This window comes from Streptomyces sp. NPDC002790, from assembly GCF_040295505.1.
GTDB lineage: Bacteria > Actinomycetota > Actinomycetes > Streptomycetales > Streptomycetaceae > Streptomyces.
Genome location: NZ_JBEOVM010000109.1, coordinates 1 through 21,696 on the forward strand (window position 1 = coordinate 1; position 21,696 = coordinate 21,696).

The window sequence follows — 21,696 nt, forward strand, 5'->3', positions numbered from 1 at the left end:
CCCTGATCAGGATCGGCCGGTACGAGCCGACCAGCCAGGCCTGCTCGACCTGCGGCACCAAGGACGGGCCCAAGCCCCTCGACGTGCGGGAATGGGCCTGCCCTGCCTGCGGCGCGGTCCACGACCGGGGCGTCAACGCCGCGATCAACGTGAAGAAGACCGCCGGACTCGGCGGTGACAGCCTGCGGAGCGTAGGTAAGACCGGGACACCACGTCCGGCACCACGTGCAGAAACAGGAAGCCAAGGATTCCCGACCGAACCCTGTGCCGCGTAGCTGCACAGCAACGGAAGCGGAAGCCAGAATCCCCGCCCTTCAGGGCGGGGTTGCAGGTCAAGCTCCCGAACCATGGATTCCGCCGCCCTCTGCGGAGCTTCGCACCCCTCATATTCATCGAGCGTGATCGTCCCGGCGCTCAAGAAACTCCCCGTCCAGGAGGGCCCTGGTGCAGGCCTGACAGACAAACCGGTACGCCTCTCCGAGCCCGTCTCCTTCCGGGGCGAGAAGCGCAACCTGGACGCCGCCGACGGCCGAGCGGATCGCCCGCGCCCTCGCCACCGCCGCCGCACGCACCCCTGGCGAGGCGCCGCTCCCGGCCGCCGAGGCCGAATCGCTCGCTCTCGCCCTGGCCGCCACGCTGTTCGCCCTCGGCGGCCTCACCATGAACGACGTACAGGCAGCCCGTCTCGCCCAGCACACGCCCGCCTCTTCCCGCACGCCCGGATCACCGTCGACCAGCGCTGACCCGCGTACCAACCCCGGACACGAGAAACGGGTGGGCCCGAACCGTTCCGTCAGGAACAGTTCGGGCCCACCCGTATCAGGCTCGCCCCGGAGGGGTTACGCCTCCTTGCTCAGGTTCGGCCCGGCGGAGCCGCCCGCGGCCGCGTCCTCGATCGGCGGGGCGTCGGGCAGTGCCGCCTTCTCCTCGCCGCGGAAGGTGAAGGTCTTGTTCTCGCCCTCGCCCTCCGTGTCCACGACCACGATGTGGCCCGGGCGCAGCTCGCCGAAGAGGATCTTCTCCGACAGGCTGTCCTCGACCTCACGCTGGATCGTGCGACGCAGCGGACGCGCGCCGAGCACGGGGTCGTAGCCCTTCTTGGAGAGCAGTTCCTTGGCGGACTGCGAGAGCTCGATGCCCATGTCGCGGTCCTTGAGGCGCTCGTCCACCTTCGTGATCATCAGGTCGACGATCGTGAGGATGTCGTCCTGGCTGAGCTGCGGGAAGACGACGACGTCGTCGACACGGTTGAGGAACTCGGGGCGGAAGTGCTGCTTGAGCTCGTCCGACACCTTGTTCTTCATGCGCTCGTAGTTGGACTTCGAGTCACCCATGGCCGCGAAGCCGAGGTTGAAGCCCTTCGAGATGTCACGGGTTCCAAGGTTGGTCGTCATGATGATGACCGTGTTCTTGAAGTCCACGACGCGGCCCTGGGAGTCGGTCAGTCGACCGTCTTCCAGGATCTGCAGAAGGCTGTTGAAGATGTCCGGGTGGGCCTTCTCGACCTCGTCGAAAAGAACCACCGAGAACGGCTTGCGCCGCACCTTCTCGGTCAGCTGACCGCCCTCTTCGTAACCCACGTATCCGGGCGGGGAACCGAAGAGACGCGACACCGTGTGCTTCTCGCTGAACTCCGACATGTCGAGGGAGATCAGCGCCTCCTCGTCACCGAAGAGGAACTCGGCGAGCGCCTTGGAGAGCTCGGTCTTACCGACACCGGACGGGCCCGCGAAGATGAACGAACCACCGGGACGCTTCGGGTCCTTCAGACCGGCCCGCGTACGACGGATCGCCCGCGAGAGCGCCTTGACGGCGTCCTTCTGGCCGACCACCCGCTTGTGGAGCTCGTCCTCCATGCGCAGCAGACGCGAGGACTCCTCCTCGGTCAGCTTGAAGACCGGAATGCCGGTGGCGGTCGCGAGGACCTCGGCGATCAGATCGCCGTCGACCTCCGCGACGACATCCATGTCGCCGGCCTTCCATTCCTTCTCGCGCTTGGCCTTCGCGGCGAGCAGCTGCTTCTCCTTGTCGCGGAGAGAGGCCGCCTTCTCGAAGTCCTGGGAGTCGATGGCCGACTCCTTGTCGCGACGCACGCCCGCGATCTTCTCGTCGAACTCGCGGAGGTCCGGCGGCGCGGTCATCCGGCGGATGCGCATCCGGGAACCGGCCTCGTCGATCAGGTCGATCGCCTTGTCCGGCAGGAAGCGGTCCGAGATGTACCGGTCGGCCAGGGTCGCGGCCTGGACGAGGGCCTCGTCCGTGATGGAGACCCGGTGGTGGGCCTCGTAACGGTCACGCAGGCCCTTGAGGATCTCGATCGTGTGCGGCAGCGACGGCTCCGCGACCTGGATCGGCTGGAAGCGGCGCTCGAGGGCCGCGTCCTTCTCCAGGTGCTTGCGGTACTCGTCGAGCGTCGTCGCACCGATGGTCTGCAGCTCACCGCGGGCCAGCATGGGCTTCAGGATGGAAGCCGCGTCGATGGCGCCCTCGGCGGCACCCGCACCGACCAGCGTGTGCAGCTCGTCGATGAACAGGATGATGTCGCCGCGCGTGCGGATCTCCTTGAGCACCTTCTTGAGGCGCTCCTCGAAGTCACCGCGGTAGCGGGAGCCGGCGACCAGCGCGCCGAGGTCAAGCGTGTAGAGGTGCTTGTCCTTCAGCGTCTCGGGCACCTCGCCCTTGACGATCGCCTGGGCCAGGCCCTCGACGACCGCCGTCTTGCCGACGCCGGGCTCACCGATCAGGACCGGGTTGTTCTTGGTGCGGCGCGACAGAACCTGCATGACGCGCTCGATTTCCTTCTCGCGCCCGATGACCGGGTCGAGCTTGGTCTCGCGAGCGGCCTGCGTGAGGTTGCGGCCGAACTGGTCGAGCACCAGGGACGTCGAGGGCGTGCCCTCGGCAGGGCCGCCGCTTGCGCCGGCGGTCTCCTTGCCCTGGTAACCGGAGAGCAGCTGGATGACCTGCTGCCGCACCCGGTTGAGGTCTGCGCCCAGCTTGACCAGGACCTGGGCGGCGACGCCCTCGCCCTCACGGATCAGGCCGAGCAGGATGTGCTCCGTGCCGATGTAGTTGTGGCCCAGCTGAAGGGCCTCGCGGAGCGACAGCTCCAGGACCTTCTTGGCACGGGGAGTGAAGGGGATGTGGCCGGACGGAGCCTGCTGGCCCTGCCCGATGATCTCCTCCACCTGCTGGCGGACCGCCTCGAGCGAAATCCCGAGGCTCTCCAGGGCCTTAGCGGCGACACCCTCGCCCTCGTGGATCAAGCCCAGGAGGATGTGCTCGGTGCCGATGTAATTGTGGTTGAGCATCCGGGCTTCTTCCTGAGCCAGGACGACAACCCGCCGCGCGCGGTCGGTGAACCTCTCGAACATCGTTAATCGCTCCTCAGAGCGGTCAGGCAGTTAGGGGTCGGTCCCCTCCCTGTCCTTCCGCAGCTTAGTCCCGCAAGCGGGGACCGCTCATTCCATCTGCCGACACCCGTTCATGGTCTCCTGCCCCGAACGCCGACAACTGCTCCAACCCGATGGTGCGAGACGATGTTCCCGCAGGCCAGGCAGATACCCCCACCATCACTACGCCGATGGCGAACGCAGACTGCCCGTCCCGCACGTGTCGCCCCTCCCACTAGGGATGTCTTACCCGTAAGGACTGACACTCCATGCGGCGCGCCCCGGTTCCCTCCGCTACGGGCGAACACCTTTGCGCCGCCCAACGCTCTCGTGCGCCCCTTTTCCGAACACAGTAAGTATGCGCGCGACGACGATGCGTAACCCTGGAGCGTCGGTGGCTGTTGCTCCTGGCATGGTCACCACCACCGGCACGACCGTTCCCGCTCCCCGACTCCCGCTGACCGACACCGGACGCGATCCGGTCCGGCGCTGGTACGAGGACGAACTCGGCTGGGCGACTGCGGCAGGGCCCGACGGCGCACTGCTGCACACCGGGCTGCGCTTCGACGTCCTGGAGGTGCCGGCCGACGCCGGCTTCGCGATGCTGCGCAGACTCGATCCCCGGTCACCGGTGGCCGTGTGCGGGGAAACGATGCGGCTGCTGGTCGCCCCGGGCAGCGCGGACGAGCTGCCGGGGCTGCTCGACTGGCTGGAGTGGGGGGCGCTGCCCCTGGACCTCGTCGCGGTCGGGACGGGCGGTCTCATGGACGCGCCGACGCCTCCGGGGTGGCACGGCTCGCAGGAGGCCGCTGTGTGGGTGCGGCCCCCCGAGCCCGGCTGCGAGGTGGAACCGGTGCTACCGGCCCTGACGAGCCTGTCGGCCGTCTCGACCTGGTCGGTCGTGGGGGGCGGTGGGGGCGCCCCCGATCTCGTACGCCTCGTGGACACGGCGGCGACGCACTGCCACCGGGCCCGCCTGCGTCGCGGCGCGGCTGCGCCGGCGACCACGTCAACAAAGCGACCAAAGCGGCCGTCCCGTCAGCCGTTGGCCTTCTCGTAGGCCTCACGGATCGACTGGGGAACGCGGCCGCGGTCGTTGACCTCGTACCCGTTCTCCTTCGCCCACGCGCGGATCTGCGCGGTGTCCTGGTTGCCACCGCCGGACGTGGCGCGCGCCTTGCCCCGGCCGCTCGAACGGCCACCGGTGCGACGACCACCCTTGAGGTACGGCTCAAGGAGGCCACGGAGCTTGTCCGCATTGGCGGTGGTGAGGTCGATCTCGTACGACTTACCGTCGAGCGCGAACGTCACCGTCTCGTCCGCCTCGCCACCGTCGAGGTCATCGACAAGAAGGACCTGAACCTTCTGTGCCACCGGATTTCCTTTCATCGAAATCTGAAGGGCGGCCCCGCGACCATGGCCGCCGATTCGCCGTCCCCTTGTTATATGCAGTACTGCAGTACGTCGGAAAGCAAACCGCTTTTGCCCGAAAAACACAAACCCCTGGCTGAGATCCGGGAGAGATCTCGGAGTTGAACACTGCCCGCGCGGCCCAAAAACATGCGCGATTCGGACATAGGGAACCGTTGCAAGCACGCATGCCGGAATAGCACCCGGCGGCGATCACAGATGCAGAAGCATCCGGCTGTTGCCCAAGGTGTTCGGTTTCACTCGTTCGAGACCCAGGAACTCTGCTACGCCCTCGTCATAGGAACGCAGCAGCTCACTGTAGACATCGGTGTCGACCGTATCGACGGGTGTCTCGCCGATCTCCACGAACGCGTGCTTGGCGAAGAACTCGACTTCGAAGGTGAGGCAGAAAACCCGCCGAACACCGATCCAGCGCGCGGTCTGAAGAAGCTTCTCGAGCAGCAGATGCCCCACGCCGGACCCCTTGACCTGCGGATCCACCGCGAGCGTGCGGACTTCCGCGAGGTCTTCCCACATGATGTGCAGCGCGCCGCAGCCGACGACCGCTGCGTTGTCGTCGCGTTCCGCGACCCAGAACTCCTGGATGTCCTCGTAAAGCGTCACGGTGGCTTTGTCGAGCAGGATCCCCTGTCGGCTGTACGCGTCGAGCAGGCGGCGCACCTCCGGCACATCGGCCGTCCTCGCCCTGCGTACGGTGACTGCTTTACGGGTCGATTCGACGGTTGACCCGACTTCGGGGAGCTCTGCTGGCATGTCCGGACGCTATCGCCCGGCTCCGTCGTCCGCTTCCTCGGGGGCCGAGGGGACTTCGGCCGGCAGTTCGGGCGACACGATCCGCATGGCATCCCTGAGTGCCTCGCGCTGCCCCGCCGACATCATCCCGAAGAACGCGACGAGGGCGGCGGCCGGGTTGTCACTCTGCGCCCAGGCCTCGTTCATCAGCGCCGCCGAGTACGCGGCCCGGGTGGAGACCGCCTCATATCGATAGGCCCGGCCTTCCGCTTCGCGGCGTACCCAGCCCTTCTGATGGAGATTGTCCAATACGGTCATGACGGTCGTGTAGGCGATGGACCGTTCCTGTTGGAGGTCCTCCAGGACTTCCCTCACGGTGACCGGGCGGTTCCACTTCCACACCCGCGTCATCACTGCGTCTTCGAGTTCTCCCAAGGGGCGCGGCACGAGAAGCACAATAGTGGGAGAAGTCGGTAATTCAACGTGGGACGTGGCGATGATCGCCGAGCAATGACAAAAGGGGCGCCCGGCGGGCGCCCCTCACTGCGGTTTCCGTACCGGTCGCGTCCGCGCTCAGGCGGTCGCGTCCCGCTGCGCGCCGCCGCCCTGCCGGGCGGACTCGGCGCGCGCGATGGCGGCGTCGACGGCCGCGTCCTCCTTGGCCTTCTTGTCGCCGCCCTGCGACTTCACGATGGTCACGATCAGACCGACGAAGAACGCGGCCATCACGACCGGGGGCACGAGCGCGGAGACGTAGTCCATGCCCCCAGAGTAGCTACCCGACGGCCAGTCGTTGCGACGGGGCCGGGGGTTGGGCGGGGCGGCGCTTCGGTGGGAAGACCTCGGCCGGGGTGGGGACCGGGCGCGGCGGGGCCTCGGGGGCCGGCCTCGCGGGCTTGCCGCCGTCCGCCTCCGAGAGGCCGCCGGGCAGGGCGAGCAGGTGGGTGCGAGAGGCCGGGACGCGGGGGCGGTACAGCGCGTCGAACTTGTCGCGTACGCCCTGTTCCGCCAGGTCGCGGCAGCGGGCGAGGAGGGCCACCGCGCCGGGGTTCGCGGGCAGCGCGCGCAGCGCCGTGAGGTCGTCGGCGCCGGGCCTGTGGCCCGCCGCCAGGGCCTCCTTGAGGAGGCTCAGATAGCCGGGGGCGGAGCCGGGCAGGGCGGCCCGGTAGCGGTCGAGGTCGGAGCGGAGGAAGGACCGCATGCGGATGCCTTCCTTGGCCGCTTCGTCGACCGACTCCGCGAGTCGCAGACAGGACCGGACGTCCTCGTCCGAGACGGGGCTGGGGTGGAGGGCGAGGGCGAGGGCGCGTCGGAGCACACGCAGCTCTTCTGCACCGAACGCCATGCCGCCGCGGTTTCCGTAGGGCGTGGGCATGAAATGACGATACGTCCCATTACGGACAAATCGGGTTAATCGGCAATTCCCGGGCGCGCCCTGACCTTCGTAACCGATTCAGAGCCGAGAAACGTTCCGCTCGTACACGAGCCGCAGCCCGATCAGCGTCAGCCACGGCTCGTGCTCGTCGATCACGGTGGCCTCGCCGAGGACCATCGGCGCGAGCCCGCCCGTCGCGATGACGGTCACGTCGTCCGGGTCGTCCGCGAGCTCCTTCGCCATCCGGTTCACGACCCCGTCGACCTGGCCCGCGAAGCCGTACACGATGCCCGCCTGCATGGCCTCGACCGTGTTCTTGCCGATGACGCTGCGCGGCCTGGCCAGCTCGATCTTGCGCAGCTGGGCGCCGCGCATGCCGAGCGCCTCGACGGAGATCTCGATGCCGGGCGCGATCACGCCGCCCGCGTACTCGCCACGCGCGGACACCGCGTCGAAGGTCGTGGCCGTGCCGAAGTCCACGACGATCGCCGGGCCGCCGTACATCTCGACGGCCGCGACCGCGTTGATGATCCGGTCGGCGCCGACCTCCTTGGGGTTGTCCATGAGGATCGGCACGCCGGTCTTGATGCCGGGTTCGACCAGGACGGCGGGTACGTCGCCGTAGTAGCGGCGGGTGACCTCGCGCAGCTCGTGCAGGACCGAGGGGACGGTCGAGCAGATGGCGATGCCGTCGATGCCGTCGCCCAGTTGGTCGCCGAGCAGCGGGTGCATGCCCATCAGGCCCTTGAGCAGGACGGCGAGTTCGTCGGCCGTCCTGCGCGCGTCCGTGGAGATGCGCCAGTGCTCGATGATCTCCTCGCCGTCGAAGAGCCCGAGGACGGTGTGGGTGTTGCCGACGTCGATGGTGAGCAGCATCAGGCGTCCGCTCCAGAAGACAAGGCGCGAAGCGCTTCCTCAGAAGGGTGGTGGCGGGAGACGGGCGGGCACAGGTCGAGGCCGATGTCGAGGATCGGTGAGGAGTGGGTGAGCGCACCCACGGCGAGGTAGTCGACGCCCGTCTTCGCGTACGTAGCGGCGTTTTCCAGGGTGAGGCGGCCGGAGGACTCCAGGAGCGCGCGGCCGTCGGTGATCGCCACCGCCTCCTCCGTCTCACCCGGCGTGAAGTTGTCCAGGAGGATCAGGTCGGCGCCCGCGTCGAGCACCTCGCGCAGCTGGTGCAGGGTGTCGACCTCGACCTCGATCGGCAGGCCGGGGAAGCGCTCGCGCACGGCCTGGAAGGCCTGCGCCACACCACCGGCAGCGACCACGTGGTTGTCCTTGACCAGGGCCGCGTCCGACAGGGACATGCGGTGGTTGACGCCGCCGCCCATGCGGACCGCGTACTTCTCCAGGGAGCGCAGGCCGGGCGTCGTCTTGCGGGTGTCGCGGACCTTCGCCTTCGTGCCGTCCAGCACGTCCGCCCACGCGCGCGTGGCGGTCGCGATGCCGGAGAGGCGGCACATGATGTTGAGCGCGGTGCGCTCGGCGGTGAGCAGGTCGCGGGTGCGGGTGGTGACCGACAGGAGCTTCTGGCCCGCCTCGATCCGGTCGCCGTCCTCCGCGTGCCGCTCGACCTCGAACTCGTCGGCGGCCACTACGGAGATGACCGCTTCGGCGACGCGCAGGCCCGCCACGACGCCCGCCTCGCGGGCCGTGAAGTCGGCAGTGGCGACGGCCTCTTCGGGGATCGTGGCGACGGTCGTGACGTCCACGCCGCCGTCCAGGTCCTCGGTGATCGCCATGTGGGCGATGTCCTCGATCTCGACCGGGTGCAGGCCCGCGTCGAGCAGCAGCTGGGCGAGCGACGGGTCGAGGCCGCACTCCATGACGTCGGAGGCGTTCTCGTCGCTGCCCTGCGCACAGCCGCAGCTGTCGCCGCAGCCGCCGCTGTCGGCGAGGGGGAGGTCGGGGGTGGCGCTCACGTCGGTCACTGCTCCTGAGGGTTCTTGGCCGTTGCCGGGAAGTCTGCTGTGGGTGTGGTGTACGTGGCCAGAGTCCGGTCCGGATTCAGGCGTACGACGATGTGGCTGCGCCACGAGGCATCGTCGCGGTCCGGGTGGTCCTCGCGCCAGTGGCAACCGCGGGTCTCCTCGCGGCGGCGGGCGGCGGCGACCAGGACGCGGGCCACGCACAGGAGGTTGGTGGCCTCCCAGGTGTCGACGCCGGGCTCGGCCGTCTTGCCGTTCTCCGTAAGGGAGTTGACCGCTTCGGCGTGGATGCGGCCGAGCCGGGCGGCGGCCTCCGCGAGTGAGTCACCGGAGCGCAGGACGCCCGCGCCCGCCGTCATCACGCGCTGGATGGCGAAGCGGGCCTCCGGGGGCAGCAGCGGGTGCGTCGGGGTCGGCGGGTGCTCCACGGGGGCGGGCACGCGCGCGTGGAGGCCGCTTCCCGCGTGCTGCCGCTCGATGTCGTCCGCGATGCGCTCCGCGTAGACGAGGCCTTCCAGAAGGGAGTTGGAGGCCAGCCGGTTCGCCCCGTGGACGCCCGTGCAGGCCGCCTCCCCGCACGCGTACAGGCCCGGCACGGTGGTGCGGCCGTACAGGTCGGTGCGGACGCCTCCGGAGGCGTAGTGCGCGGCGGGGGCGATCGGGATCGGCTCGGTCACCGGGTCGATGCCGTGGGCGCGGCAGGCCGCGAGGATCGTGGGGAACCGGTGCTCCCACATGTCGGCACCGAAGTGCCGCCCGTCGAGGTACATGTGCTCGACGCCCTGCTCCAGCATGCGGCGCGTGATGCCCTTGGCGACGATGTCGCGGGGCGCCAGTTCGGCGAGTTCGTGCTGCCCCACCATGAAGCGCACGCCGTCCGCGTCCACGAGGTGGGCGCCTTCGCCGCGTACGGCTTCGGAGACGAGCGGCTGCTGGCCCTCGGCGTCCGCGCCCAGGAACAGCACGGTCGGGTGGAACTGGACGAATTCCAGGTCGCTGACCTCGGCGCCCGCGCGCAGGGCGAGGGCCACGCCGTCACCCGTGGACACGTGCGGGTTCGTGGTCGCCGAGAAGACCTGGCCCATGCCGCCGGTCGCGAGGACGACGGCGGGGGCCAGGACCGCGCCGACGCCATCGTGCTGGCCCTCTCCCATGACGTGCAGGGAGACGCCGGCCGTGCGGCCCTCGGTGTCCGTCAACAGGTCCAGTACCAGGGCGTTCTCGACGGTTTCCACGCCACGCGCGCGTACGGCTTCCACCAGTGCGCGGGAGATCTCCGCTCCGGTCGCGTCGCCGCCCGCGTGCGCGATGCGGCGCCGGTGGTGGCCGCCCTCGCGGGTCAGTTCCAGGTCGCCCTCCGCGGACTCGTCGAAGTGCGCGCCGGTCTCGATCAGCCGGCGGACGGCGTCGGGTCCCTCGGTGACGAGGGTGCGCACGGCCGCCTCGTCGCACAGCCCGACACCGGCGACCAGGGTGTCGTCCAGGTGCTGCTCGGGGGTGTCGCCCTCACCGAGCGCCGCGGCCACGCCGCCCTGCGCCCAGCGCGTGGAGCCTTCGTCGAGGCTGGCCTTGGTGACGACGACGGTGCGCAGGCCCGCGGCCTGGCAGCGCAGCGCCGCGGTCAGGCCCGCGACTCCGGAGCCGACGACCACGACGTCCGCTGCGACGTTCCAGCCGGGGGTGGGGGCGTGGAGCCTTATACCGGTGCTGCTCACTGGTGTCCTCCAAAGGTCAGCGGCAGGTTGTCGATGAGGCGGGTGGCGCCCACGCGCGCGGCGACCGCGAGCACGGCCTCGCCCTCGAAGCCGTCGGTCACGTCGGTGAAGTCGCGCGGGTCGACAAGAGCCACGTAGTCGAGCTCGATCGGCGGCTGGAGGCGCTTGGCCTCGTCGAGGATCAGGCGGGCCGCCGCGAGCACGGCCGAGGGGGAGCCCGGGAACGCCGTGGCGACGGCGTGCGAGTCGGCGGCGGCGCGGGCCTCGCCAATCCTTCCGAGCGCCTTGGCCCGCGCGCGCGGGGTCGGGCTCTCGGCGGCACGCGCGCGCAGGGCCTCCTGCGCCGCATGCCGGTCGCGGCCGGTGAACAGGGCGTCGGAGAGGGCAAGCGCGGTGCGGCGCTCGGCCGGGGACAGGTAGCGGTTGCGGGAGGAGAGCGCGAGCCCGTCGTCCTCGCGGACCGTGGGTACGGCGACGATCTCCACGTCGAAGTTCAGATCGCGCGCCATGCGGCGCACCAGGGCGAGCTGCTGCGCGTCCTTCTGGCCGAAGAGGGTCACGTCCGCGCGCGTGAGGTGCAGCAGCTTGGCGACCACGGTGAGCATGCCGTCGAAGTGGCCGGGGCGTGAGGCGCCTTCGAGGCGCTCTCCCATGGGGCCCGCCGTGATGCGGACCTCGGGCTGCCCGCCGGGGTAGACCTCGTCGACGGACGGCGCGAACACGGCGTCCGCGCCCGCCTGTTCGGCGATCTTCACGTCCGCTTCCAGGGTGCGCGGATAGCGGTCGAGGTCCTCGCCCGCGCCGAACTGCAGCGGGTTCACGAAGACGGTGACGACCACTTCGCCGTCCGTACCCGCGCGGGCCCTGGCCGCGCGGATCAAGGTCGCGTGGCCCTCGTGCAGGGCGCCCATCGTCATGACCACGACGCGGCGGCCGGTACGCGTGCGTGCCCGCATGTCGGCGCCCTTGTGGACAAGCCGCGTGTGCGACGTCTGCGCAGGGCTCGTCTCCGTAGAGCTCGTCGGCGTCTCACTCATCTTCGTAGGGCTCGTCTTCGTAGGGCTCGCTTTTACGGAGTCCGTGGGGCTGCTCATCGGGTCTCCTCCGCACCGGTCGCGAGGACGCCCAGCAGGTCCTCCGCGAGCTCCGGCTTCAACAGGCCGTGCGCGAGCGCGCGGTCGGCGGTCGCACGGGCCATCGCGAGATAGCCGGCGACGGTCTGCGGCGCGTGCTTGCGCAGCTCCGCGATGTGGGCGGCGACGGTGCCCGCGTCGCCGCGCGCCACCGGGCCCGTGAGGGCCGCGTCGCCCGACCTGAGCGCGTTGTCGAGCGCCGCGCCGAGCAGCGGGCCCAGCATCCGGTCGGGGGCGCCCACGCCCGCCTCACGGAGCAGTTCCATGGACTCCGCGATCAGGGTGACCAGGTGGTTTGCGCCGAGCGCGAGGGCCGCGTGGTAGAGCGCGCGGTTCTCCTCGGCGATCCACTCGGGTTCGCCGCCCATCTCGATGACCAGGGCCTCCGCGGCGAGCCGCAGCTCCTCGGGCGCGGTGACACCGAACGAGCAGCCCGCCAGGCGCTGGACGTCGACGGCGGTGCCGGTGAACGTCATCGCGGGGTGCAGCGCGAGCGGCAGTCCACCCGCGCGCAGCGCCGGTTCGAGGACCTTCGCGCCGTACCGTCCCGACGTGTGCACGAGCAGCTGGCCAGGCCGTACGGCGCCGGTTTCGGCGAACCCCTCGACCAGGCCCGGCAGGACGTCGTCGGGGACGGTGAGGAGCACCAGGTCGGCCTTGGCGAGGACCTCGGCGGGCGGCACCAGGGGCACGTCGGGCAGCAGCGCGGCCGCCCGCCGCACGGAGGCGTCGGAGACTCCGGAGACGGCGACGGGTCGGTGCCCGGCCAGTTGCAGGGACGCGGCGAGCGCGGGACCGACACGGCCCGCGCCGACGACGCCTACGGTGAGGCGGGCGGGGCGGTCCCTGGGGTCCATGGGTTCGGATCGTGGGTTCGGAGGGGGTGTTGTCACGAGGCGATGGCCTTCCGTTCCAGTCCGCTCGGGGTACCGGACGATTTCTCGTCATGTTAACGCTATCTGTCCGCGTGGGTCCCGGTCGTCCACAGGCTGTGGGCAAGCGCACGCGGGTGCGCCATGATCGACAGATGAACGGAACCGCCGAGAACACTGCCACCCCCGAGAAGACGCAGGCCGAACGGCTGCTCGCGGCCCTGCGGGGAGCGCGACGCACACTGGCCCATGGCCCGACCTGGGCCACGCTCGGCGAGCGGTGGGAGAGCCTGTCCGGCGCCGCGGCGGCGGTGGCCGACCTGTCCGTGGACGTCGACATCTACGGGGACGGCATCGTGGCCGACCTGGAGACGAAGGTCGCCGCGCTGCTCGGCAAGGAGGCGGCCGCGTTCTTCCCCACCGGCACGATGGCCCAGCAGGTCGCGCTGCGCTGCTGGGCGGGCCGCACCGGCAACTCCACGGTGGCCCTGCACCCGCTGGCGCACCCGGAGGTCCACGAGCGGGAGGCGCTGACCACGGTGGCAGGGCTGCGCACCGTGCACCCCACGAAGGCGGCGCGGCAGATCGGCGCCGATGACGTGCACGACCTGGCCGAGCCGTTCGGGACGCTGATGCTCGAACTGCCGCTCAGGGACGCGGGATTCGTGCTGCCCACGTGGGAGGAGCTGGCAGAGGTCTGCGAGGCGGCACGCGCGCGTGACGCCGTGATCCACTTCGACGGGGCCCGCCTGTGGGAGACCACGGCGCACTTCGGGCGCCCGCTGGACGAGATCGCGGAGCTCGCGGACAGCGTCTACGTGTCGTTCTACAAGTCGCTCGGCGGCCTCAGTGGCGCGGTGCTCGCGGGCCCGGAGTCGTTCATCGGCGAGGCGAGGGCCTGGCGGCACCGCTACGGCGGCCTGGTCTTCCAGCAGTTCCCGCAGGCGATCTCGGCGCTGGCGGGTCTTGAGCGGGAGTTGCCGCGGCTCCCCGAATACGTGGCGCACGCGCGCATGGTCGCGCAGGCACTGCGGGAGGGTTTCGCCAAGGCCGGTGTCACCGGGGCGCGGGTGTCCCCCGAGGTGCCGCACACGCACCAGTTCAAGGTCTGGCTGCCCTACGACGCCGAGGCACTCACGGAGGCCGGGATCGCGCAGGTGGAGGAGACCCGGACGGCGCTGTTCGCGCGCTGGTCGGACGAGGGCGCGGTGCCGGGGCTCGCGGCCACGGAGGTCACGGTCGCCGCGGCGGGCCTGGAGTGGAGCCGGGACGACGTCCACGCGGCCGTCGCGGACTTCGTGGGGCGGCTCTCTTCGTAGCGGCGCGGATCCCCCCGCAGGGGCGACCGGCTCAGCAACCGGCCGGGTGGCCGCGGCGACCGGAGAGCCGTCGGGCCAGCGCCGCCCGGATCCGGCCGCGGGCCGGGCGGCCTGCCACGACCGCGTTGAACCGGCGGTAGTCGCGCAGCTCCCGGAAGGCGGCCACGTCGTGCCGGCCGGGCGCCGGTGGGGCCGCGTCGCCGCGCTGGGCGGCGCGGTAGAGGTCGATGGCGTACTGCTGGGTGATGCTCACGTCAAACACCTCGCCCTTCATCTCAATTGTCGCGCCGTGACCGGAAATCAGCCTGTTTGCTGCCGTTCGGGGCCGATGAGTACGAGATTGCGCCCGGCGCCGCCGCGCGGTCACGTCGATTGACGGGAGCCGTCAATCGAGGGACCGACTGTCAGTGGCGGCGTGCACCATGGGGTCATGAGCGTGCGCATCGACATCACGGGCTTGACACCTGAGCGGATCAGCGTGGTGCCCTCGCCCCTGGCCGAGCTCGGCGAGGCGCTGCACGCGCTGGCGGAGCCCGCGCACCATCCGGGGCTGCAGGGGTGGGTGACGAGTGTGTCCGCGCGCCTGGACGCATGCCTCGCGGATCGGCTCTGCGAGGCGGACTTCCTGTGGCGGACGACGTTCTCGGACGTCTTCATGCCGTTCGCCGGGATACCGGGGCGGCGCACGCTGCCGGGGGCCACGCTCGCCGAGGACCTCGACCTGCTGGACAAGCTGTCCGACGAGCAATTCGTCGAAGCCGCCCTGGAGTTCACCTGCCAGCAGTCCTACGGCGCCCCGGACTACGGCCGCCTGGCGGACCCGCGCACCCGTGAGCGCGCCCTCGACCTCGCGGCCGCACGCGGGACGCACCAAGTGCGGTTCACCCAGCGCCTCCTGGACGACCCGCCGGCCATGCGCGCCTGGTTCCGCGAGCTGATGGAGGACTGCGACGAGGCGTTCTTCGCGGACGCGTGGCCGCGCCTTCAGCACCAACTGGCGGCGGACGCCCGTCACAAGAAGGAGCTGTTGCGCCGCAAGGGGATGCGGGCAGGACTCACGTCCGTGTCCGCCGCCGTCTCGATGGACGAGGAGGGGCGCACCGTCTCCGTCGACAAGGTCGTGGAGGGCCGTACGGTGACGGCCCAGGGTGGCCTCGTCCTGGTGCCGACGAGCCTCGGCTGGCCGCACCTGCTGGTGCTGCACCGGCACGACTGGCAGCCGGTGATCCACTACCCCGTGGCCTCGCCCGGTCTCGCCTCACCGCCCTCCGTGGAACTGCTGACGCGACGCATGGCGGCCCTCGCCCACCCGGTCCGTATCCGCCTGTGCCGGCACCTGGCCCGCGGTTCGTACACGACGAGCGAGCTGGTCGACGCGCACGGGATGACGGCGCCGGAGATATCCCGGCACCTGTCGGTCCTGAAGAAGGCCGGCCTGATCACCACGCGGCGGCAAGGCCGCTACGTACAGCACCAGTTGGACCTGAGCGTCGTCTCGCGCCTCGGTGGGGACTTCATCGAGGGAGTCCTCCGCTGACCGCCCCCGGGCCTCAGGCCCCCGCGCCGCCCGCCCGGACGAGCCCCGTCTCGTAGGCGAGGACGACGACCTGGACCCGGTCGCGCAGGTCGAGCTTCGTAAGGATGCGGCCCACATGGGTCTTCACCGTGGCCTCGGACAGCACCAGGCGCGCGGCGATCTCGCCGTTCGAGTGCCCCTGGGCGACCAGGATCATGACCTCGCGCTCGCGCTCGGTGAGCCGCTCCAGCCGCTTGTGCTGCGGCTGGTCGGGGCTGCTCGGCAGCATCGGGGCGAACCGGTCGAGCAGCCGCCGGGTCGTGGACGGGGCGACCACCGCGTCGCCGCTGTGCACGGAGCGGATCGCGGTGAGCAGCTCGCCCGGCGGCACGTCCTTGAGCATGAAGCCGGAGGCCCCCGCCCTGAGCCCCGAGAACGCGTACTCGTCGAGGTCGAAGGTGGTCAGGATGAGGACCTTGGGCGGGTCGTCCTCGGCGCAGATCCGCCGCGTCGTCTCGACCCCGTCGAGCTTCGGCATGCGGACGTCCATGAGGACCACGTCCACCGAGGCCGAGCGCAGCACCTCCAGCGCCTCGACGCCGTCGCCCGCCTCGGCGACGACCTCCATGTCCGGCTGTGCGGCAAGCACCATCCGGAAGCCGGTGCGCAGCAGCACCTGGTCGTCGACGAGCATGACCTTGATCGACATCGGGCGGTCCTCACTTGTACCTACGGACTTGTACCAGTCAGTGGACCAGTACGTGTCGGTGGACTTGTACGTGTCAATGGGCGGGCTTGAGAGGCAGCAGCACGCTGATACGGAAGCCACCGCCGGGCCGCGGTCCCGCGTCCAGCGTGCCGCCGACCATACCGACGCGCTCACGCATACCGATAAGGCCGTGGCCGCGGCCGTCCGCGCCCCCGTCCTCGTACAGCTCGTGCGGGGCGCCCTTGCCGTCGTCCTCGACGAGCAGGCCGAGGCCGTCGTCGAAGTAGACCAGGCGGACACTCGCGCCCGCGTTCGGACCGGCGTGCTTACGGGTGTTGGTGAGCGCTTCCTGGACGATGCGGTACGCGGTCAGCTCGACGCCGCTGGGCAGCGGGCGCGGGGTGCCCTCCACCCTGAAGTCGACCGGGAGGCCCGCCGTGCGCACCTCGTCGACGAGCTCCTCTATCTGCTCGACGTCGGGCTGCGGAACGTACTCGCCGGCCTCCTCGTGCTCGCCGGTGCGCAGTACGCCGAGCAGCCTGCGCATCTCCGCGAGGGCCTGCCTGCCGGTGCCCGAGATGGTCTCCAGGGCCTTCTTGGCCTGGTCGGGCGCCTGGTCGAGGACGTACGCGGCGCCGTCGGCCTGCACCACCATCACCGACACGTTGTGCGCGACGACGTCGTGCAACTCGCGGGCGATACGCGCCCGTTCGGCCGCCACCGCGACCTTCGACTGCGCCTCGCGCTCCTTCTCCAGGCGGTTGGCGCGCTCCTCCAGCTGTGCCAGATACGCGCGCCTGGTGCGCAGCGAGTCGCCGAGCACCCAGGCGAGGGCGAACGGCACCATCTGGAAGACCGTGACGAGGATCTGGCCCGTGGTGCCTATCTCGCCGCCGGTGGGCCAGCGGAGCAGGGAGAGCGGCGCCGCGAGCAGTCCGCCGATCAGACCGGAGCGGGACGCCCAGCGCGGGCCGCTCACCGCGCAGGTGTAGATGACGACCAGCATCGCGAAGTCCGAGGGATTGACCCTGACGTCGAACACCAGCTGGCCGAGGCCCGTGGCCACCGCGAGCAGCAGCATCTTCTCCGGCATCCGACGGCGCAGCGCGACCACCAGGCACATCAGGACGGCGCAGACGATCAGCGCCACCTCGTTCCCGTGGCCGTCACCGCCCGCTCCGTTCGCCCCGACCACGGACATGCCGAAAAGAATCACGGCCCAGAAGCCGTCGACCCAGGTCGGGTGTCCGCGGATGAAGTCGTAGACGCGCTGCACGTAACCCAGCGTAGGGAAGCGTGCAGCGTGCAGGGGTCAACCGGAGGGTCGATCCGGACCCGGCGCGTGTACTCCTGAAGGTGGAGGGACCCCTCGGCGCGTGCGCCCGGCGCACATAGCCTTCAGGTGTGGAGAACGGACAACAGGAGGCACCGCGCGGATGGCGCGCGGCCACCGAAGAGGCGCTGTACGGACCGGCCGGCTTCTACCGGAAACCCGAGGGTCCAGCCGGGCATTTCCGCACGTCAGTGCATGCGTCGCCGCTGTTCGCCGAAGCCGTCGCCGAGCTGTTGTGCCGGGTGGACGCGGCCCTCGGCGAGCCCGCCGAATTGGCGTTCGTCGACATGGCGGCGGGTCGCGGCGAGCTGGTTTCGCGCGTCCTCCAGGTGCTGCCGGGAAAAGTGGCGCCACGCGTGCGTGCCTACGCGGCGGAGAAGGCGGAACCTCCCGCCGGACTCGACCACCGGATCGAGTGGCGGTCGGTGCCGCCCACCGGTGTCACCGGGCTCCTCTTCGCGAACGAGTGGCTCGACAACGTGCCCCTGGAGGTCGTCGAGGCGGACACGGACGGCACGGCCCGGCTGGTCCTCGTACGCGAGGACGGCACGGAGACGCTCGACAGCGGGCCCCTCGACGAGACCTCCGCGGACTGGCTGCGCCACTGGTGGCCGCTGCCGCCCGAGCCGGGCCTGCGCGCCGAGGTGGGGCGGCCCCGCGACGAGGCCTGGGCGGCCGCTGTACGCACTCTGGAGCGCGGCCTGGCGGTGGCGGTGGACTACGCGCACACGCGGGCCTCCCGGCCGCCCTTCGGCACGCTCACCGGCTTCCGCGAGGGCCGGGAGACCAGGCCCGTGCCCGACGGCTCCTGCGACATCACGGCGCACGTGGCACTGGACGCGTGCGCGACCGCGCCGGGCGCCCGTCTCCGCACGCAGCGCGCCGCCCTGGAGGCCCTCGGCGTCAGCGCGGGCCGCCCGCCGCTGGCCCTCGCCTCCCAGGACCCGGCGGCGTACGTCCGGGCGCTCGCGGGCGCCGGAGAGGCCGCGGAGCTGACCGCGCGGGGCGGGCTCGGCGACTTCGGCTGGCTGGTCGAACCGGTGGGCCTGCCGGTGGACGGCCTAGTTGTCGATACCGGCCTACTTGTCGATGTCCCCGACCACGAAGAACAGTGACCCGAGGATCGCCACCATGTCGGCGACAAGCGTCCCCGGAAGCAGCTCGGTCAGCGCCTGGATGTTGTTGTACGAGGCGGAGCGCAGCTTGAGCCGGTACGGCGTCTTCTCGCCCTTGGAGACGAGGTAGTAGCCGTTGATGCCGAGCGGGTTCTCCGTCCACGCGTACGTGTGGCCCTCGGGCGCCTTGAGGACCTTCGGGAGGCGCTGGTTGACCGGGCCCTGCGGGAGTTCCGCGATCCGGTCGAGGCAGGCGTCGGCGAGGTCGAGCGCGTTGTGCGCCTGCTCCAGGAGGCACTCGAACCGGGCCAGGCAGTCGCCTTCTTGTCGCGTGACGACCTTCAGGGTGTCCTGCAGCTCTCCGTAGGCGAGGTACGGCTCGTCCCGCCTGAGGTCGAAGTCGACGCCGGAGCCGCGGGCGATCGGGCCGCTGACTCCGTAGGCGTGCGCGGCCTCGGCGGAGAGCACGCCCACCCCGCGCGTGCGGCCCCGGAAGATCTCGTTGCCGAGGACGAGGTTGTCGTAGACGTCCATGCGGGAGCGCACGCTCGCGACGGCCGCCCGCGCGCGGGTGGTCCAGCCGAGCGGCAGGTCCTCCTTGAGGCCGCCGACGCGGTTGAACATGTAGTGCATGCGCCCGCCGGAGACCTCCTCCATGACGTTCTGGAGTTCCTCGCGCTCACGGAAGGCGTGGAAGACGGGTGTGATTCCGCCCAGTTCGAGCGGGTACGAACCCAGGAACATCAGATGGTTGAGCACCCGGTTCAGCTCGGCGAGCAACGTCCGCAGCCACACGGCGCGCTCCGGTACCTCCATGCCGAGCATCCGCTCGACGGCGAGCACGACACCCAGCTCGTTCGAGAACGCGGACAGCCAGTCGTGGCGGTTGGCGAGCATCACGATCTGCCGGTAGTCGCGCGCTTCGAAGAGCTTCTCCGCACCGCGGTGCATGTAGCCGATGACCGGCTCCGCCTGCTGGATCCGCTCGCCGTCGAGCACGAGACGCAGGCGCAGCACACCATGGGTGGAAGGGTGCTGCGGACCGATGTTGAGCACCATGTCGGTGCTCTCCGCGGCACCACCGATGCCGACCGTGGCCTGAGTCGTGGGCGTCATGGACACAGTCTCTCGTACGTAGGGTGGCCGCATGAAGACAGGGCCGACAGGGGCGGCGGGCTCGACAGGGCCGACGAGCACCACAGGGCCGGAGTGGACCGGGCTGCCCGCCGGGCTGCTGAAACTGCGCCGCCTGCTGTTGCTCATGTGGCTGGTGCCGCTGGCGGTGGCACTCGTGGTGCTGCTCGCCATGTTCGTGGGCCCCGGATGGGCGGCGTTCGGCGTGCTCCCCCTCGTGGTCCTGGTGTGGGGCTGGGTGATGCTCGGCCGCAACTGGCGCTCGTGGCGGTACGCGGAGCGGGCCGACGACCTGCTGATCACCCGCGGCGTCCTGTGGCACGAGGAGACGATCGTGCCGTACGGGCGGATGCAGCTCGTCGAGGTGACATCCGGCCCGCTGGAGCGGAAGTTCGGCCTGGCCAGCCTGCAACTGCACACCGCCGCCGCGGCCACCGACGCGACGATCCCCGGTCTCGCGCCCGCTGAGGCCGAACGCCTTCGCGACCGCCTCACCGAACTCGGCGAGGCCCGATCGGCGGGCCTGTGACGCCCTCCCGCGTCCCCGACGGCGCCCCGGCCCAGGAGCCCGCTCAGGGCGTGCGAGAGCGGCGCCTGCACCCCGTCACGCCGCTGCGCCGCGCGTGGGCGCCCATCGCGATCCTGCTCGGCTGGGCCGTCCACGACATGGACCAGGCGCAGCGCCAGCTGGCCCACCTCTCCACCGTCGTGCTGCTGATCGGCATCGGAGTACTGATTCCTGCGGCCGCCCTGTACGGATTCCTCACCTGGTGGTTCACGCACTTCGCGGTGACCGACACCGAACTGCGCATCCGTACGGGCCTGTTGTTCCGCCGCACCGCCCACATCCGGCTCGACCGCCTCCAGGCGGTGGATGTCACGCAGCCGCTTCTCGCCCGCTTCGTGGGCGTGGCCAAGCTGAAACTCGACGTAGTAGGGGCCGACAAGAAGGACGAGCTCGCCTTCTTGGGAGAGCGCGAGGCCGGAAACCTGCGTGCCGAACTCCTCGCCCGGGCCGCCGGATTCGCGCCCGACTCGGCGCAGGACGTGGGCGAGGCGCCGGCGCGGCCGATCCTGCACACGCCCCCGCGGATGCTCGCGGTGGCGCTGCTCCTGACGGGCACTCCCTGGGCGATGCTGCTCGCCGCGGTCGCTGTCCCGACGCTCCTGTGGTTCGCCACCCACAACCTGTGGACAGTGATCGCGGTCGCGGTGCCGCTGGTCGGCGGGGCCTTCACCAACAGCGCGGGCCGGTTCATCAAGGAGTACGACTGGACGGTCAGCGAGTCACAGGACGGGCTGCGCATCGACCACGGGCTGCTCGACCGTGTGCACGAGACGGTGCCGCCGGGGCGGGTGCAGACCGTACGGATCGTCGAGCCGCTGCTGTGGCGACGCCGCGGCTGGGTCCGCGTCGAGCTGCACGTCGCCGGGTCGTCGAACACCGCGCTCGTCCCCGTGGCACCGCGCGAGGATGCCGAGGACGTCGTCGCGCGGATCCTGCCGGGGGTCTCGGTGCCGAAGCCGGACGACTTCGCGGGGGCGCCGCGGCGCGGCCGCTGGTGCGTGCCCGTGTGGTGGCGGAGCTACGGAGTGACGGTCACCGAAACGGTGTTCGCCGCGCGCCACGGACTGCTGCAGCGCTGCCTCTCGCTCGTCCCGCACGCCAAGGTGCAGAGCGTGCGCCTCACTCAGGGGCCCTGGGAGCGGTACTGGCGCGTCGCCGACCTGCACCTCGACACCGGCGCCAACAAGACGGTGACAGCCCGCCTGAGGGACGTGGACGAGGCGTCCGAGCTCCTGCGGGCCCAGGCGGACCGCTCCCGCACGGGGCGCCGCGACGCGCGTCCTGACCGGTGGATGGCGGGGGCGTGATCCCGGGAATGGCTGAGGGGGGGGGGGGGGGGCCCCCCCCCCCCCCCCCCCCCCAAAACCCAAAAAACAGTAAAAAAAAAAAAGAAAAAAAAAAACCCACAAAAAACACCCCCAAAC

At 70.7% G+C, this 21,696-nt stretch carries 22 protein-coding genes and 1 pseudogene; 8 read left to right on the forward strand and 15 right to left on the reverse strand.

Features of this window, described 5'->3' with window-relative positions; genetic code table 11:
- Both ABT004_RS30335 and ABT004_RS36440 read left to right on the forward strand, forming a co-directional pair.
- A partial coding sequence (locus ABT004_RS30335; protein WP_351343036.1) for a zinc ribbon domain-containing protein occupies positions 1-275 on the forward strand: 275 nt, incomplete at its 5' end.
- Positions 276-516: 241 nt separating this feature from the next.
- Positions 517-678: pseudogene (locus ABT004_RS36440) on the forward strand (NACHT N-terminal Helical domain 1-containing protein); the annotation flags it as partial.
- Positions 679-839: 161 nt separating this feature from the next.
- On the opposite strand, the gene ABT004_RS30340 reads toward ABT004_RS36440, so the two are convergent.
- A complete protein-coding gene (locus tag ABT004_RS30340) occupies positions 840-3,374 on the reverse strand; it encodes an ATP-dependent Clp protease ATP-binding subunit (protein ID WP_351343038.1) in 2,535 nt (844 codons plus the stop codon).
- 430 nt (positions 3,375-3,804) lie between these two features.
- On the opposite strand from ABT004_RS30340, the gene ABT004_RS30345 reads away from it, so the two are divergent.
- Complete coding sequence (locus ABT004_RS30345) at positions 3,805-4,452, forward strand: SCO3374 family protein (protein ID WP_351343072.1); 648 nt, start codon at positions 3,805-3,807, stop codon at positions 4,450-4,452.
- Here the strand turns inward: ABT004_RS30345 and ABT004_RS30350 are convergent.
- The 10 genes from ABT004_RS30350 to ABT004_RS30395 all read right to left on the reverse strand — a co-directional run bounded on the left by ABT004_RS30350 (position 4,431) and on the right by ABT004_RS30395 (position 12,563).
- Positions 4,431-4,766, reverse strand: a complete 336-nt coding sequence (locus ABT004_RS30350) for a histone-like nucleoid-structuring protein Lsr2 (RefSeq protein ID WP_266711306.1) — start codon at positions 4,764-4,766, stop codon at positions 4,431-4,433. The two genes, ABT004_RS30345 and ABT004_RS30350, sit on opposite strands and share 22 nt — an antisense overlap.
- 249 nt (positions 4,767-5,015) lie before the next feature.
- A complete protein-coding gene (locus ABT004_RS30355) occupies positions 5,016-5,576 on the reverse strand; it encodes an amino-acid N-acetyltransferase (RefSeq protein WP_351343040.1) in 561 nt (186 codons plus the stop codon).
- Between the two features lie 9 nt (positions 5,577-5,585).
- Positions 5,586-6,002, reverse strand: a complete 417-nt coding sequence (locus tag ABT004_RS30360; RefSeq protein WP_351343042.1) for a BlaI/MecI/CopY family transcriptional regulator — start codon at positions 6,000-6,002, stop codon at positions 5,586-5,588.
- Between the two features lie 126 nt (positions 6,003-6,128).
- A complete protein-coding gene (locus ABT004_RS30365; protein WP_351343044.1) occupies positions 6,129-6,317 on the reverse strand; it encodes a hypothetical protein in 189 nt (62 codons plus the stop codon).
- A 13-nt stretch (positions 6,318-6,330) separates the two neighbouring features.
- Complete coding sequence (locus ABT004_RS30370) at positions 6,331-6,930, reverse strand: hypothetical protein (RefSeq protein WP_351343046.1); 600 nt, start codon at positions 6,928-6,930, stop codon at positions 6,331-6,333.
- A 78-nt stretch (positions 6,931-7,008) separates the two neighbouring features.
- A complete protein-coding gene (locus ABT004_RS30375; protein WP_351343048.1) occupies positions 7,009-7,806 on the reverse strand; it encodes a type III pantothenate kinase in 798 nt (265 codons plus the stop codon).
- Entirely contained in the window at positions 7,806-8,861 is a 1,056-nt protein-coding gene (gene nadC / locus ABT004_RS30380) for a carboxylating nicotinate-nucleotide diphosphorylase (RefSeq protein WP_351343049.1), read from the reverse strand. Before nadC ends, ABT004_RS30375 begins: the two co-directional genes overlap by 1 nt.
- Positions 8,858-10,573, reverse strand: coding sequence for an L-aspartate oxidase (locus tag ABT004_RS30385; RefSeq protein ID WP_351343051.1), 1,716 nt, complete (start codon positions 10,571-10,573; stop codon positions 8,858-8,860). Before ABT004_RS30385 ends, nadC begins: the two co-directional genes overlap by 4 nt.
- Positions 10,570-11,529 carry a pantoate--beta-alanine ligase gene (gene panC, locus ABT004_RS30390; protein WP_351343074.1) on the reverse strand — a complete coding sequence of 320 codons (960 nt, stop codon included), beginning with the start codon at positions 11,527-11,529 and terminating at the stop codon, positions 10,570-10,572. Before panC ends, ABT004_RS30385 begins: the two co-directional genes overlap by 4 nt.
- A gap of 134 nt (positions 11,530-11,663) precedes the next feature.
- On the reverse strand, positions 11,664-12,563 hold the full coding sequence (locus ABT004_RS30395) for a Rossmann-like and DUF2520 domain-containing protein (RefSeq protein ID WP_351343053.1): 900 nt from the start codon (positions 12,561-12,563) through the stop codon (positions 11,664-11,666).
- A gap of 170 nt (positions 12,564-12,733) precedes the next feature.
- On the opposite strand from ABT004_RS30395, the gene ABT004_RS30400 reads away from it, so the two are divergent.
- On the forward strand, positions 12,734-13,897 hold the full coding sequence (locus ABT004_RS30400; protein ID WP_351343055.1) for a threonine aldolase family protein: 1,164 nt from the start codon (positions 12,734-12,736) through the stop codon (positions 13,895-13,897).
- A 31-nt stretch (positions 13,898-13,928) separates the two neighbouring features.
- Here the strand turns inward: ABT004_RS30400 and ABT004_RS30405 are convergent, their stop codons facing one another.
- Positions 13,929-14,150: a hypothetical protein gene (locus tag ABT004_RS30405; RefSeq protein ID WP_351343057.1), complete on the reverse strand. Its 222-nt coding sequence runs from the start codon at positions 14,148-14,150 to the stop codon at positions 13,929-13,931.
- 177 nt (positions 14,151-14,327) lie between these two features.
- Between ABT004_RS30405 and ABT004_RS30410 the strand changes: the two genes are divergently transcribed.
- Positions 14,328-15,434: a DUF5937 family protein gene (locus tag ABT004_RS30410; RefSeq protein ID WP_351343059.1), complete on the forward strand. Its 1,107-nt coding sequence runs from the start codon at positions 14,328-14,330 to the stop codon at positions 15,432-15,434.
- Positions 15,435-15,447: 13 nt separating this feature from the next.
- On the opposite strand, the gene ABT004_RS30415 is transcribed toward ABT004_RS30410, so the two are convergent.
- Positions 15,448-16,122, reverse strand: coding sequence for a response regulator (locus tag ABT004_RS30415; RefSeq protein ID WP_351343060.1), 675 nt, complete (start codon positions 16,120-16,122; stop codon positions 15,448-15,450).
- 73 nt (positions 16,123-16,195) lie between these two features.
- On the reverse strand, positions 16,196-17,398 hold the full coding sequence (locus ABT004_RS30420) for a sensor histidine kinase (protein WP_351343062.1): 1,203 nt from the start codon (positions 17,396-17,398) through the stop codon (positions 16,196-16,198).
- 128 nt (positions 17,399-17,526) lie between these two features.
- Here ABT004_RS30420 and ABT004_RS30425 point away from each other — a divergent pair, with 128 nt between their 5' ends.
- On the forward strand, positions 17,527-18,570 hold the full coding sequence (locus tag ABT004_RS30425) for an SAM-dependent methyltransferase (protein WP_351343064.1): 1,044 nt from the start codon (positions 17,527-17,529) through the stop codon (positions 18,568-18,570).
- Here the strand turns inward: ABT004_RS30425 and ABT004_RS30430 are convergent.
- Positions 18,535-19,686 carry an NADH-quinone oxidoreductase subunit D gene (locus ABT004_RS30430; RefSeq protein ID WP_351343066.1) on the reverse strand — a complete coding sequence of 384 codons (1,152 nt, stop codon included), beginning with the start codon at positions 19,684-19,686 and terminating at the stop codon, positions 18,535-18,537. The two genes, ABT004_RS30425 and ABT004_RS30430, sit on opposite strands and share 36 nt — an antisense overlap.
- Before the next feature lie 31 nt (positions 19,687-19,717).
- Between ABT004_RS30430 and ABT004_RS30435 the strand changes: the two genes are divergently transcribed.
- Positions 19,718-20,233 (forward strand): PH domain-containing protein, encoded by a 516-nt coding sequence (locus tag ABT004_RS30435; RefSeq protein WP_351343068.1) that lies wholly within the window; start codon positions 19,718-19,720, stop codon positions 20,231-20,233.
- Positions 20,230-21,579 (forward strand): PH domain-containing protein, encoded by a 1,350-nt coding sequence (locus ABT004_RS30440; protein ID WP_351343070.1) that lies wholly within the window; start codon positions 20,230-20,232, stop codon positions 21,577-21,579. The genes ABT004_RS30435 and ABT004_RS30440 overlap by 4 nt, the downstream gene beginning before the upstream one ends.
- The last annotated feature ends 117 nt before the right edge of the window (positions 21,580-21,696 follow it).